17 protein-coding genes are annotated in these 13,445 nt (G+C 40.8%); 2 read left to right on the top strand and 15 right to left on the bottom strand.

Annotation, left to right across the window (positions count from 1 at the left end; all coding sequences use genetic code 11):
• Positions 1–132: 132 nt before the first annotated feature.
• Positions 133–603 (top strand): hydrogenase maturation protease, encoded by a 471-nt coding sequence (locus WKK05_RS22120; RefSeq protein ID WP_341525229.1) that lies wholly within the window; start codon positions 133–135, stop codon positions 601–603.
• 46 nt (positions 604–649) lie between these two features.
• Here the strand turns inward: WKK05_RS22120 and WKK05_RS22115 are convergent, their stop codons facing one another.
• The 3 genes from WKK05_RS22115 to WKK05_RS22105 are packed head-to-tail and all read right to left on the bottom strand — an operon-like array spanning position 650 to position 2,779.
• On the bottom strand, positions 650–1,024 hold the full coding sequence (locus tag WKK05_RS22115; protein WP_341525228.1) for a hypothetical protein: 375 nt from the start codon (positions 1,022–1,024) through the stop codon (positions 650–652).
• A gap of 17 nt (positions 1,025–1,041) precedes the next feature.
• Positions 1,042–2,328, bottom strand: coding sequence for a nitroreductase family protein (locus WKK05_RS22110; protein WP_341525227.1), 1,287 nt, complete (start codon positions 2,326–2,328; stop codon positions 1,042–1,044).
• Positions 2,315–2,779, bottom strand: coding sequence for an ankyrin repeat domain-containing protein (locus tag WKK05_RS22105; RefSeq protein ID WP_341525226.1), 465 nt, complete (start codon positions 2,777–2,779; stop codon positions 2,315–2,317). The genes WKK05_RS22110 and WKK05_RS22105 overlap by 14 nt, the downstream gene beginning before the upstream one ends.
• Positions 2,780–3,575: 796 nt before the next feature.
• Here WKK05_RS22105 and WKK05_RS22100 point away from each other — a divergent pair.
• A complete protein-coding gene (locus tag WKK05_RS22100) occupies positions 3,576–3,785 on the top strand; it encodes a molybdopterin-binding protein (protein ID WP_341525225.1) in 210 nt (69 codons plus the stop codon).
• Positions 3,786–4,606: 821 nt separating this feature from the next.
• On the opposite strand, the gene WKK05_RS22095 is transcribed toward WKK05_RS22100, so the two are convergent.
• The 12 genes from WKK05_RS22095 to WKK05_RS22040 form a co-directional block, all read right to left on the bottom strand.
• Complete coding sequence (locus WKK05_RS22095) at positions 4,607–4,906, bottom strand: 2Fe-2S iron-sulfur cluster-binding protein (RefSeq protein WP_341525224.1); 300 nt, start codon at positions 4,904–4,906, stop codon at positions 4,607–4,609.
• Between the two features lie 271 nt (positions 4,907–5,177).
• Entirely contained in the window at positions 5,178–5,549 is a 372-nt protein-coding gene (locus WKK05_RS22090) for an iron-sulfur cluster assembly accessory protein (RefSeq protein ID WP_341525223.1), read from the bottom strand.
• Positions 5,550–5,603: 54 nt separating this feature from the next.
• On the bottom strand, positions 5,604–6,407 hold the full coding sequence (locus WKK05_RS22085; RefSeq protein WP_341525222.1) for a HesA/MoeB/ThiF family protein: 804 nt from the start codon (positions 6,405–6,407) through the stop codon (positions 5,604–5,606).
• A gap of 10 nt (positions 6,408–6,417) precedes the next feature.
• Complete coding sequence (gene nifW, locus WKK05_RS22080; RefSeq protein WP_341525221.1) at positions 6,418–6,735, bottom strand: nitrogenase-stabilizing/protective protein NifW; 318 nt, start codon at positions 6,733–6,735, stop codon at positions 6,418–6,420.
• Positions 6,732–6,950 (bottom strand): CCE_0567 family metalloprotein, encoded by a 219-nt coding sequence (locus WKK05_RS22075; RefSeq protein ID WP_341525220.1) that lies wholly within the window; start codon positions 6,948–6,950, stop codon positions 6,732–6,734. Before WKK05_RS22075 ends, nifW begins: the two co-directional genes overlap by 4 nt.
• A 127-nt stretch (positions 6,951–7,077) precedes the next feature.
• Positions 7,078–7,554, bottom strand: a complete 477-nt coding sequence (locus tag WKK05_RS22070) for a NifX-associated nitrogen fixation protein (protein WP_341525219.1) — start codon at positions 7,552–7,554, stop codon at positions 7,078–7,080.
• A complete protein-coding gene (nifX, locus tag WKK05_RS22065) occupies positions 7,551–7,964 on the bottom strand; it encodes a nitrogen fixation protein NifX (RefSeq protein WP_341525218.1) in 414 nt (137 codons plus the stop codon). Before nifX ends, WKK05_RS22070 begins: the two co-directional genes overlap by 4 nt.
• 104 nt (positions 7,965–8,068) lie before the next feature.
• The gene (gene nifN, locus WKK05_RS22060; RefSeq protein ID WP_341525217.1) at positions 8,069–9,406 is read right to left on the bottom strand and encodes a nitrogenase iron-molybdenum cofactor biosynthesis protein NifN; all 1,338 of its coding nucleotides are present in this window, start codon (positions 9,404–9,406) and stop codon (positions 8,069–8,071) included.
• Positions 9,406–10,782 (bottom strand): nitrogenase iron-molybdenum cofactor biosynthesis protein NifE, encoded by a 1,377-nt coding sequence (gene nifE, locus WKK05_RS22055; protein ID WP_341525216.1) that lies wholly within the window; start codon positions 10,780–10,782, stop codon positions 9,406–9,408. The genes nifN and nifE overlap by 1 nt, the downstream gene beginning before the upstream one ends.
• A gap of 141 nt (positions 10,783–10,923) precedes the next feature.
• Positions 10,924–11,271 (bottom strand): Mo-dependent nitrogenase C-terminal domain-containing protein, encoded by a 348-nt coding sequence (locus tag WKK05_RS22050; protein WP_341525215.1) that lies wholly within the window; start codon positions 11,269–11,271, stop codon positions 10,924–10,926.
• Between the two features lie 140 nt (positions 11,272–11,411).
• Positions 11,412–12,947 carry a nitrogenase molybdenum-iron protein subunit beta gene (gene nifK / locus WKK05_RS22045; protein WP_341525214.1) on the bottom strand — a complete coding sequence of 512 codons (1,536 nt, stop codon included), beginning with the start codon at positions 12,945–12,947 and terminating at the stop codon, positions 11,412–11,414.
• Between the two features lie 239 nt (positions 12,948–13,186).
• Positions 13,187–13,381, bottom strand: coding sequence for a nitrogenase molybdenum-iron protein subunit alpha (locus WKK05_RS22040; RefSeq protein ID WP_341531292.1), 195 nt, complete (start codon positions 13,379–13,381; stop codon positions 13,187–13,189).
• Positions 13,382–13,445 lie beyond the last annotated feature (64 nt).

The raw sequence follows: 13,445 nt of genomic DNA, 5'->3' as shown, positions 1-13,445 counted from the left end.
CGTCTTTGTGATCTATAACTTTCATTAAAAAACCTTATCCGAACTGTATTGAAACGTGAACAAGGTAGCTGGAATAATCTATTTAGTTTCACCCAGTACTTTTTAACTACCTAATAGAATCACTATTATCTCATGCTAACCATTATTGGTTGCGGTAATCTTAATCGTAGTGATGATGCCGTTGGTGTAATCATCGCTCAACGCTTACAAAAATATCTAGCTGAAAATCCTCACCCTAACGTGCGTGTCTATGACTGTGGAACCGCAGGTATGGAGGTGATGTTTCAAGCTAGAGGTAGTAAACAATTAGTAATTATTGATGCAAGTTATACTGGTTCCGAACCGGGTGCTGTGTTTAAAGTCCCTGGTAAAGAATTGGAAGCTTTACCGGAACCCAGCTACAACTTGCACGATTTTCGTTGGGATAATGCTTTAGCTGCTGGACGGAAAATCTTTCAAAATGACTTTCCGCAAGAAGTTACAGTTTATTTAATTGAAGCAGCAAATCTTGATTTGGGACTAGAGTTAAGTCCTGTTGTTAAACATTCTGCTGATTTGGTTTTTGAAGAGGTAGCTGCAATTATCAGACAGAATAATGAGTAGTAATTTTAAATTCCTAACTCCCAACTCTTAACTCCTAACTATTCTTTTAAGCCCAGTCGCGGTAAACCGAGAGTTCATCAACCCTCATCTCAAAAGGTACGCCTTGACTTTCTGGTGGACAAACCCGAATTTTTGCACTGTTGATAATTTCGTGGAGTAATGTCCCCATTGGCACGATTTTTTGCAAGACACGCCAGTTAGTTACTTGATCGGGACATTCAATTACTAATGTCATAGCGTTGGCGTGGGTTGTGACATACCAGCGACAATTAGATAAGAGATTTTGAATCGAGCGATCGCAAGCTTCGTAAAAATATTTACTAATAGAATACTCTAATTGTTGCCGTAGTATAATATCCGCAGATGTCGGCTGCATCGGATGAAAGTCATCACCATTAAAATAGTACTTTCTTCTGCTCATTTTTTTTACATTCCTTCTTAGTTTCCAATTGCCATTGCATAGAGAATATCTTTTGTTGTTTCTAAGAATCTTTGCGTCTCGTCATCATAATAAGCACCAATTCCACTACATTGAATTCCTACATAATTGCTAGCCAGATAAACTCTTTGTCCAAGAAAACCAGCTAGTTGCATAGCAGTTTGATAATTTGTATAATCAGAAACAAAAAATAAAGTTACAGCACAATCTCTTGCGATCGCTTGATTAATGCATAAGTAACCTGTCTTTTCGCTGAAATCACCTGCTTTCAGTAAATGCGTACCTTGATATAACCCAGGCGACATTCCCTCGACTCGATGTACAACCGAGTAAATTTCTATCTCTTCATAATTTTCTGTCGGTATTGGCTGCTGAAGTTGCTGCCATATATATAGATATTCTTCTAAAGAAATTAATTGTTTCCGGAAACGTCTAACAGAACGCCTATGCCAAATAGTTTGATAATATTTATTTTTGTCAAAATTAAACGTAGGCTGTTCTAGTTGCTGCTGGCGACTTGTTTGCACAGATGTTGTTTGATAGCTATCTTCAATAAACTGATTAGCTTCAAAATAATCTGTGCCAGAAACAAAAGGAACTTTCAGTCTTAAGTTTCTGACTTTATTGTCTTGTACTTCACCTGAGATTACACAAGCAGTAATAAACTCTTTATTCTCAAAGCCTAAATCTCTATTGAGAGCGAGCTTATCAAAGTCAAAAACTAATTGTATATCTTTGTTGTGGAGATAAGCTGAAGCAGCAACAGCACCTAAATGGTGTCCGCTATCTAAAAAGCAATATCTCACACTCCTATCTTGATATTTCCAGCTAGACCTATAATAAACACAACTAATTAAAAAGATGAATCCATTGATACGTTTGTTCGGTATAATATAACTCTCTAACCCATCGTCGATTAATTCATAGATGAGTGTTAGACAATTATTCTCAACTTCTAGATGATATATACCATCTATTATTCCTTCTATGCCTCGAATCTGTACGTAAACTTCCGTAGGATACAGAGCGCCTGCTGATGGATTTACCCGCAGTTTATAAGGCTCATCCTTATAAGCTTTTTCAATAGTTATCGCACTAGTTAAGTAGATAAAAGAATGAATCGGATTATTGAGATTTAATTTCACCCTTCGATAAAACTTTGGATAAAATTTAAATGAAGCTGGTTGAGTTGAAGCATCTACATAATTTGGATTAATTTGTACAGACAAGTAAGAATGCTTAGTCAAATCGTGATAAGCTTTGCCTGATATCTTACTTTGTGGCATTTTTCAGTACCCTTAAAACTTCTAGGTTGCTAGCAAAATCTATTGCTTTATAGTCGTCTAAGTTTTTTAAATCTAAGTTAGGATTATGCTGTAAAAGCAATTTTACAACTTCTGTTTTACCTGCTGATGCTGCATACATTAAAACAGTTGCACCATTATCATTTTGGTTGTCAATATCAATCTTGGCAGCAAGTAGCAGATTAATTAAATCGTAGTGATTACCAAAACAAGCAAACCACAGAGCATTGTTGCGATCGTTATTTCTTGCATTGATATCCGCGCCAGCATCAATTAGTTCTTTGACGACTGTATAGACTCCTTCTCTTGTGGCTTTCATCAAAGCTGTGTCGCCATTATGCCCAGGCTGATTTAAATCATCAGGATTATAACCTTGTACTAATAGCCATTGGGTTGTTAGTTTACTCAAATCTTGCCTGTTTGCTTGACTCATAGTGTTGTTAATTCCAAAAGTTTGAAGTGTTTTGCTACTATAATTAGGCTGAAAAAGCATAATGGCGGGTATTACCCACCATTATTTAGAAACTATATAAGTAGCTTTGTTTTAAGCTTTTTAGTTAGAAAATCCATGCTCTAGATGGTACTAATAACCTAATTAGGCTATTAAATAGTATTTACTGCTTTTTCTGGTTTTGATGCGCCATGAAAATCAGCTTCTGTTTCCAGTTGTTCTACTAAATCTTAAGTTTCAATCGTTAGTTGAGAATCTGCATTATAGTTAGCAGCAACTTAGCTTATTTATATATTATCACTATGATAATTTTAAATTATAAATCATTTATAAAGATACCCATACACATCTGAAAAAATCTTGAAAATAGTGTATGAGGCTATATTTTTTACAGTTTAATAGCATGAATTAGAGTACTAGCTAATGGAAGTAATAAGATGAGAAAGTAATAGCTAGCAATTAAGCATATTACTTACAAGAAAAAATTATAACTATCAATAGTAATTAATCACAATATTTTAGTAGTATTTACAACTAGAGAACAGTGATGTATACTAATAACTACGCCTACGGAATTCATCATCAATACCTCAAATCCCAACTTTAATAACATAGTTTTACCAAATCTCGCGCTTCACAAGACAGAAAGATTACTAAATGCTACACTTTGATTTGCTGTGACTTATTCATTGTTATTAAGAAATCTCAAAGAATTAGATTTTTATAATTATTATTTGATACATTGTTTAAGTACAAATAACTACAAAACAGACGGAAAATGGAAATTAGCGCTCGTAATTCTCTTAAGGGTACTGTGAAAAAAGTTGTACCTGGTTCAGTTAATACTGAGATAACTTTAGAATTAGCACCAGGAGTAGAGCTGGTGTCAATAATCACAAAATCATCAGCGGAAAAGCTGGGGCTTGCAGAAGGTAAAGAGGCTTATGCTGTGATCAAATCATCAGATGTCATCGTTGCTGTTGATTGAAAAATAACCAGCTTGCTTTTCGTTGCAAATCGTTCTACTTGCGATCGCAATTTATATCATATCCAGTAAACTACTCGTGATATGCCATTGCAAGTGCAACATAGACGCGCTAGCGGCTTCCCGTTCGCCTTGGTCTCCATCAGGAGAAGGGTAGTCACAAGATTGTTTCTCTATGAGATGCGTGTTACCCTACGCTAAAGCCTAACGGCGAACTAAATTGGCTTGCGTTCAACTGGATATGATATTAGTTTCATATCTTTAAATTAATGACCTCACTCCTAAAATAAAGTAGTTAAATAAGGAGTGAGGTCAATAAAATATATAAATGTTAATTATCTAAAAGACGGATATAAATAGCACGAGTAGCTTCTCTATCTAGTTTTAAAATTGTGCTTCCTACTTTTATAAGTAAAGATGGAAAGCGTTGTTTGATAGATATATAGCGGTTCCCAATTGCATGGAATACAGACCTAACCCCCAGCCCCTTCCCTTCAAGGGAAGGGGAGTAAGATTCAAAGCCTCTCTCCTTTTAGGAGAGAGGTCAAAACTGTACTGCACCCAAGCGAGAACCGCTATAGTAAATCCAGATATCAACCCCATCGCTGTAATTTTTTTTAAAATTGTTTCATCCTGACTTTTACAGAAGGCAATAATTTCTCGTTCTCCTTTTATTAATAATTCTAAAGAGCAGCCAGTTACAGTAAATGGGTTAAACATTAGAATTATAAATTATGAATTATGAAGGGAAGAAGGAAATATTTTTTATCCTTCATCCTTCATCTTTTACTTAGTTGCGAAGAGTAGCAACTAAACTAAATAATCTAGACGAGATAGGGTTCTTGATGAGTTTTAATTGTGCAATTAGAACGAGGATAGGTTACACAAAGTAAAGCAAATCCTTTAGAAACCTGTTCGTCATCTAGGAAGATTTGATCATCTTGATTAACTTCACCCTCAACAACCTTGCCAACACAACTAGAGCAAGAACCTGACTGACAAGAGGACGGCAAATCAATATCGTTTTCGAGTGCAGCGTCTAAAATTGTAGTCTCTTCGTCAACTTCAATTATGGTGTCGATTTCTTGCTTTTTGTTGATTAGTCTAACTTGGTAGGTAGCCATTTTCCGATTCTCCTCAAACTTTATACGATTAGATTTAATTCCCGAAGCTCTTAATCTCTATTTACGACTCTTTGAGATGTTGTGCGGAGTGGGTCTAAGGTTAAACTTGGAGCTAATAAAACTGAAGAAATTTTTCACACCAGTGCAGCACAGCAAAAATAATTTAGACAGTTAAAAATAAGTCAAAAAGTAGATGATATGCTCATAATTACTTTCTGCTTTTTGCTTTCCTGTCTTCAAACACTAGTGTCTTTCTAAATCTCAATTGGTATTAGCTACAAGGTACAGCGTCAGGCGTGCAATCACCTGTTTTGAAGGACTTTCCACAACCGCAAGTATCAGTAGCATTGGGGTTAATGAACTTAAAGCCGCTTTCCATTACCCCTTCAACGAAGTCAACCACAACTCCGTCTAATAAAGGCGCACTTTTGGCATCAACGTAAACCAGCACTTTGCCTTGCTGAATTACGACATCATCTGGTTGTGGTTTGCTGGTGATATCGATCGCATACTCGTAACCGCTGCAACCACCATCTTTCACAGAGATGCGGACACCTTTAGTTGCGCCATCAGCATCGGGAGCAGAACCTCGTAAGAACGCCCGCAAATGAAATTCTGCTTTTTCTGATAAAGTAACAGTCATCGAATCTCCTGAGTTGTAGCGATTATTTCTTTTGATTGCAGGTGTGTGACCAAATTAGCTATTTTGTGCAATGGTGGTGGCTTCCACTGAATTAGATTGCCCGTATCTCCAAGGTGCATTGTTACCGCATACTGGACAAGAGCGATCGCGATAAGATCGGCGCTTGGCAAATTCCATCCGGCTTAAGTCAATGGTCAGCAATTGCGATAATAGAGGCTGACTAAACCCAGTGATCAACTTGATAGCCTCTAGCGCTGTTAGACAAGCCAGTGTCCCAGAAACAGCACCTACAACTGAAAAACCGCGCCGATCCCAATCAGGCTTTTCAGGAAACAGACAAGACAAACAAGGAGTCACACCAGGAATAATCGTAGTTAGGTAAGCTTCCATCCCGTCCATTGCAGCTTCCACCATTGGCTTACGCCAGCGCACACAAGCTTCATTCAACAGATTGCGCTCGGTAAAATTGTGAGCGCAATCCAGAGCCATATCAGCAGATTGCACTAACGCATCGACATTTTCCGGGGTGATATATTCATGAACTGCTTCCACTTGGACATCAGGGTTAATAGCGTCCAGAGTTTCTTTAGCTTTGAATACCCTTGGCTTACCTACCCAATCGTCCGTCATCAAAACCTGACGATTCATATCATCCAGCCGTAAGTCACCACCCCGGACTAGGATTAGCCGCCCAACGCCCGCTACTGCTAAGTAAAGCGCCGCCGTACCGCCTAATCCCCCCACACCTGTAACCAGAACTGTCGCTGACTTCAGGCGCTTCTGTGCTGCTTCGCCAAAATTCGGGAGCATCATTTGGCGACGATAGCGTTCTAATTCGGTAGGCGTCAGGTTTACCAATTTTTACCTCCTAATCAGAAGTGATTTCTGTCAGTGTGACTACATTTTTCGGCTTGTCGTTAAACACCTTGAACAGCTTTTGTTCGTGGGGTGTTGATTCAATAAATACTTGATAAGCTTTTTGCAAAGCCACACAATATTCATTGAGTCTTTCTTCTGGACTCAAATTAGGAGAATTATCATCAATTTCTTTCATATATTGAGAAAACTTTTTCAATATATGTAGACGATTCACATTCACAAATTGTTGGTCGTAGGGCAGATTAAAAAATTTAAAAAATTCTTCTGCATCTACGAGATGTTTGAATTCTTCAATAGTTCCAGTCATTTAGCACTCTCCAATTTTTTCAGCTGTTGCTTAAGTTCATCTAACTGGTGATAGATTTCATAAGTAGCAGCTGCAACATCCATGAGTTGTTGATAATCTGTTGGCAGGCCTTCTGCTAAATCATGCAGATCCATTTTCATTTGGCCTGCTTTGCTGTTGAGGCGTCTAATTTGGCCTTTGAGTTCTTCAATACTTGTTTCTTTCGCTTGCACCATCAACCACTCCTTTTAAAGTGCTGAGTGCTGAGTCCTGAGTAAATAGTGAAGAGTTAGAAGCTAGGAGCTAGGAATTAAGAATCATATAACTCATCACTCATAACTTATAACTCAGCACTCAACACTCTTATAGTTTGCCAACTTCGGGGAAGCGCTTCGCTAAATCAATTCCTTTGTGGATGTAGTTTTCTCCCTCTTCTGCTAATTTATCCAGCGAGTCAAAGCCAAAGCGATGAGCATCTCGCAAAGTTTTCACAGCTAGCAAAAGACGACCAGAAAAAACTAGCGCCCAGCCAAATCCTTCATGGCTCAAATCAACTACAACTTGGGAGATTAGACCTGTCTCCTGTTCAATAGCAGCGGCTACAGCTCTAAAAAATGCCATAATCCGTGCTTGAGTAATCGGATCGACTTCACCCTCAACGGAAATTTCACGTTTCTTTTGTTTGGTGACGACAAAGGGTTTAAGAATTAATTCGTCCGACCAACTCCGGTAAACTCCATAAGTATCTTGACCCCGGATTTGTTTGACTAATACCTTAAGGAAAGGTGAGTTCAAAACTTCGGTTGTAGCAGTTCCGTTAACACTATTATTTGTGGTCATACCGTTGCTTCATTTTCAACTTCATCGGCAAAGTTCGAGGGTTTTTGCTGTAAAGCTTTACGCAACCAAGGTGGAGGATTACCTTTGAGAGTTTGCACTAACTTATTTAGTACTTCAGTAATTTCTTCCTCTTCCGATCGCGCCTTAACTGGAGTGACACCTTTCTTAATTAGACGAGCCGCAGCACTCCCGCCAATTGCTGTTACGTAAACAATCGTACAGTCAACGATCGCGTCAAGTTTTGGGGTGATTTTATCCTCATTACCATCTTCTTTGAGGTCACCTTCAAAATTGAGAGTTTCTACGAAGTGATATCCCTCATCAGAAATTTCGTAAACATCAATCATTCTTGCCCATCCGAAGTGAGCATTAATATGAACTCTGTCACTAGTCGTAAAGGCAATTTTCATTTAGGTTCTCCTCTATTTAAGAAGAAGTCAGAATTCAGAATGCAGAATTCAGAATGCAATAACATTCTGTATGCTGACTCCTGAAGGACTGAATTCTTTCCAATTCAAAATTCTGCACTCACAATTCCTATTTCTTGTAAATGCTTAACTCTTGCTTCTTCAGCCTCTAAAAAGAGGTTGCCAATACCAAACAACAGCTCCATTGTGCCTCGATAGCCCACTTTGGTAAACTGACCATTACCTAAACGGTCATAAATCGGCAGACCGAGACGATACAGAGGAACAGAAAGGCGTTTGGCGATCGCACCTAAATTTGAGTTACCAATCAGCAAGTCAGAACCGCCTGCTAGACTCTCAAAGTCTTCCAAATCGCCAATAGTGACGCTTTTAACTGGGAGTTTTTCGAGTAGAGGCGATCGCGTGGTTGTCACCACAGCATGAATCTGGCTTCCCATCGATTGCAAGAAATGCACTGTTGACCACAACAAGTCTGGTTCTAATGCTAAAGAAACTCGCTTTGCACCGAAGTAAAAGTGAGTATCTAGCATTGCATCTTGCAACTGACGACGTTGGCGGCGGTATTTTTCCGGTACACTGTTACCGCTCAGAATCGCCAATGCTTGTAGAAACTCGTCTACTGGCTCTAATCCAGTCAGTTCGCCAAACACCTCATAAGGTGTGTTAAATCGCTCTTCTAGAATTTTGGCAGCACCCCGCATACTCTCGCCCAATGCTAGGGTGAAGGCAGAACAACCTACTTCTTTTAGCTGCTTTAGAGTTGTGCCGCTGACTGTCACGGCACTATAAGCATCTTCCAAGTGTCCATCAAGAGAAGCACCAAGATCAGGTACAAAGATTGGAACCATTCCAAAGGCGGTAACCATCTCTTTGATTTCCTGGACATCTCCTGGTGTGAAGGCAGAACCTGCCAAAATCGTCACTTGTTCAGTTTTGATTCCACCTGGTCGAGGGATTTCCTTAACTATGCTCTCGACAGCAACAGCAAAACCGTCTTGTAACGCACCTTTAAAATCTGGGGTGGGTGCAAAAACGATCGCTAAGTGATTTAGTTCGGGATGGCGATCGCGAATTTCTTTAAGGAAACCCTCGATGTCATCTCCTCTAGTTTCCGTCAAACCCGTGGTGCATAAACCAATAATTTCTGGGTTAGCCTTTTCTACTAGGGTGAGAATTGCCTGTTCCACATTCTCTTCACCACCCAAGATAGTAGTGACTTCCGTCATCGCTGTTGTAGCCAGAGGAATTGCTTCCCGGAAATGCCGCACCAGCACAACTTTAGCGAAAGCAGTACAACCTTGAGAACCGTGGAATAGGGGCATCGTCCCTTTCAATCCCAAAAAGGCTAAGGTTGCACCCAAAGCTTGACTTTGTTTGAGGGGATTAACTGCAAGTGATTTGTTCGGAACATTCACGATCGCCATTAAACTACCTCCTCATCCCAAGGAGCCGGCTTACGGATTTGTTCCCAAATCGGGCTATAAAGAGCTTCATACAATTCTCGTGCCATCTCGATCATCCCTACATAGCCTGCATAAGGATGGTGACGTTCTTGGTTGATGTCCAGGAAAGGAATCCGCGCTTTTAGAGCAGTGTATTGGTTACGACCACCAGCAATCAGCATATCTGCGCGAGTATCTTTAACCAACTGTAGCAATTCTTGAGCGTTGCCCTTTTCCAACATGATGCCATCGTTGCCGATCAACTTCTTGATTTTGGCTTTATCTTCTTCAGTACTTTTTCTTGTACTGGTAGCAACAACTTCAATGCCTAAGTCTTTAGCCGCCGAGATAATCGACCAACTCTTGACACCACCAGTATACAAAACAACTCGCTTACCTTTGAGTCTAGCGCGATAGGGAGCCAGAGCCAAATCCAGAGCAGCAGTTTCTTCAGCAATCAGCTTTTCTGTACGCTCTTGCAAGTCAGCGTCGCCCAACTTCGCAGCGATGTTTCGCAGACAGCGGTTCATGTCATCAATGCCGTAGAAAGACTCTTCAATATAAGGAATGCCGTAACGCTCCTCCATCTTTCTCGCCATATTGAGCAGCGCTCGCGAGCAGATCATCACATTGAGTTTGGCACGGTGCGCGTAGCGAATTTCATCATAACGAGCATCGCCCGTGATTTTAGATAAGATGCGGATGCCCAATTTTTCTAACAGCGGCGTTACTCCCCACATTTCCCCGGCGATATTGTACTCGCCGATTAAGTTAATATCATAGGGCGTTGTTTGTTCCGGTTCTGCTGTTCCAACGACATATTCCAGCAAAGCTTCACCGCCAAAACGGTTACCCAGGTTTTTGCTACCAATAAATCCGGGAGCAATGACTGGGATCACAGGAGTACCAATTTTCTCAGCAGCAGCTTTGCAAACAGCATCAATATCATCGCCAATTAGAGCAGTCACGCAGGTAGCGTAGACAAACACCGCCGCTGGTTGATAGCGTTCTTTGACTTCCAGAATTGCTTTGTAGAGCTTTTTCTCGCCACCGAAAATCACATCATTTTCGGTCAAGTCAGTGGTAAAACCCATCTTATAAAGTTGGGGGCCAGAGGAGAGACTACCACGACTACCCCAAGAATTGCCAGCACAGGCGATCGGCCCGTGAACTAAATGGGCAGCATCGGCAATTGGCACTAGGGCAATCATTGCACCATCAAAGGCACAGCCCCCTTGAGCTGCTCCTGGTTGTGCTTGTTGCGTACAAGACTTATTTTTCTTTTCTGCTTTATGCTGGTTATGTTCGCATCCTGACTCACTAAGCAGCTCGTTAACTTTGCCTTGGGTGATTTTCATCTCTCTTCTCGTACTGGATGGCAGTTGTTCTTTGTCATTTGTCCGCTACTTCGCAGAGTCCAGCGTCAAAAATCCAAAGTAATTAATTTTGATTCTTGACTCTTGTACAGACGCGATTAATCGCGTCTCTACGACCCTTGACTAACAAATGTATTTTGTAACATCCTCTCCACATACATCGGAGAGATAAGATAAAGCTCGGAAACGCAATCCTACAAATTCGTCATATAAAGGATTGAGTTTACACAGCGGTGGAATATCCAAAGTCCGCCCAAATAAATTAATTTTTCGCTCAAAAGGACAACAACAAGGAATTGTTTGGCAAATTAGATGAGCGATACGATTATTTTTAACCTGAATTCCGTCCACAAAACGACGTAAAGGATTGAGGAGATTGCTAAGTTTTCCTGGTTTTTTGTAGTTAGGTGGATGGTAATTAGGCTGAGGATGAGTATGAGTATGATTGTGGGTGTGGTTGATAGTTTCCATAATAGTCACATTAGGTAAATGCTATGAATAGGAAATGGGTACTGGGTACTGGGGATTGGGTATTGGGTACTGGGAAAACTCTTTTTCTTTCCCAGCCCCCAGTCCCTAATCCCCAGTCCCTAATCCCTAGCCGCTAAGTTCTAACGAATCAAGTCGTAAGAAATATCGGTCTTGGATGGAATGTTGGTGTTGCGATCGATTTCTTCAAACAGGGTATTTACAACCCAGTTGAGGAGATTAATTACACCTTGGTAACCGATGGTGCTATAACGGTGGTAGTGGTGACGATCCATGATGGGATAGCCGATTCTCACGAGGGGAATCTTGGTATCGCGCCACAGGTACTTACCGTAAGAGTTACCAATCAAGAAATCTACAGGTTCTGTGAACAATAAAGAACGCAGATGCCATAGGTCTTTACCACCCCAGATGGTTGCGTTCTGTCCAAAAGGACTAGAAGCTAGCAATTCTCTGAGTTCTGCTTCAAATACTTCGTTGGTGTTGTGAACCAGAATATGCACAGGTTCAGCACCCAATTCCAGCATAAAGCCAACTACGCTGTATACTAAATCTGGTTCGCCATAGATAGCAAAGCGCTTGCCGTGAACCCAAGAGTGGGAGTCAGTCATTGCATCAACTGCGCGACCGCGTTCAATTTCCAATTCTTCAGGAATTGGTATACCACTTAGTTCGCTGAGTTTCATCAAGAACTCATCAGTACCCTTGATACCCCAAGGACGGGAAACTACAGTTGGTTGCTTCCACTCTTTTTCAATGTACTCGCGGGTTTTAGCGGTTGAGTGTGCTTGCAGAGCAATTGTAGCTTTACCATTAATTGAGTCTGCTGCATCTTCCAGTTTTGTACCACCTGGATACATATCGAACTCACCTGTGTTAGGTGAATCCAAGTAGTCACTGTTGTCAGCTAGAATGGTGTATTCAAAACCGAACAAAGAAGCAATCCGCTTGATTTCCCGGTTATTGCCTACGTAGGTGTCAAAACCTGGGATGAAGTTGATTTTGCCGTTGCTGGTTTCTTTCTTCTGACCTGCTGTCAGGTTAGAAAGAATTCCCTTCATCATGTTATCGTAACCAGTGATGTGGGAACCAACAAAACTGGGGGTGTGAGCGTAAGGAACTGGGAAATCTTGGGGAACTGAACCTGCACTCTTAGCGTTGTTAATGAACGCTTGCAAGTCATCACCAATTACCTCTGCCATACAGGTGGTGCAGACGGCAATCATCTTGGGCTTGTAAAGAGTGTAGGAGTTTGCCAAGCCATCAATCATGTTTTGCAGACCACCGAACACCGCTGCATCTTCAGTCATTGAAGAAGATACACCAGAGAATGGTTCTTTGTAGTGACGGGTTAAGTGGGTGCGGAAATAAGCAACGCAACCTTGGGAACCTTGTACAAAGGGAAGAGTGCCTTCAAAACCAACAGCAGCAAAGATTGCGCCTAAAGGTTGGCAACCTTTAGCAGGGTTAACGGTTAAAGCTTCACGAGCGAAGTTCTTTTCACGATAATCCCAGCTCTTTGTCCATTCTGCAACCCGTTTTACTTCTTCAGGGTCGTGGCCGTTTTCAAACTGCTTTTTGTTCTCGAATAATTGTTGGTATTCCGGTTGGTGGAATAGCTCTACGTGGTCTTGAATCTTTTCTGGATTCTGAGGCATTTCTGATCTCCAAGCTTGCTGATGTCGTTACTAGTCGAAGAATGAGGATTTTTGGCGGATTAGAGAGAGTTTGTAGAGACGCGATACATCGCGTCTTGATAGAGGGAGTGAGAATATAACTCAAAACTCAGAATGCAAAATGCAAAACTAATATTTGAACTTTGAATTTTGAATTCTGAATTCCCAGCTCCCCCTGGGGTTTTAGCCCCAGGCTATCCCTACTTTTCTCTCTAATTTAATTAAGCGGTAGCTTTGGCTGTAGCTTTAGCTTCTGCTTTTTTGTTCCAGGGAGCGCCGATTAATCCCCAGGTTGGGCTGTTGAGCGCCAAATCCATGTCACGAGCGAAGATAGCGAAGCCATCATAACCGTGATAAGGGCCGGAGTAATTCTTTTTATGGTTTAATTGCTTTAGACAGCCTAATGTTTGCGACAAGCAATGTCAGGATTAAACATTGTTCGCTGATAACACATTTATTTTTAGGCTAAATATAGGCTAA

This window comes from Nostoc sp. UHCC 0302 (genome assembly GCF_038096175.1).
Lineage (GTDB): Bacteria > Cyanobacteriota > Cyanobacteriia > Cyanobacteriales > Nostocaceae > UHCC-0302.
This window is presented reverse-complemented; position numbering and strand designations above follow the sequence as displayed.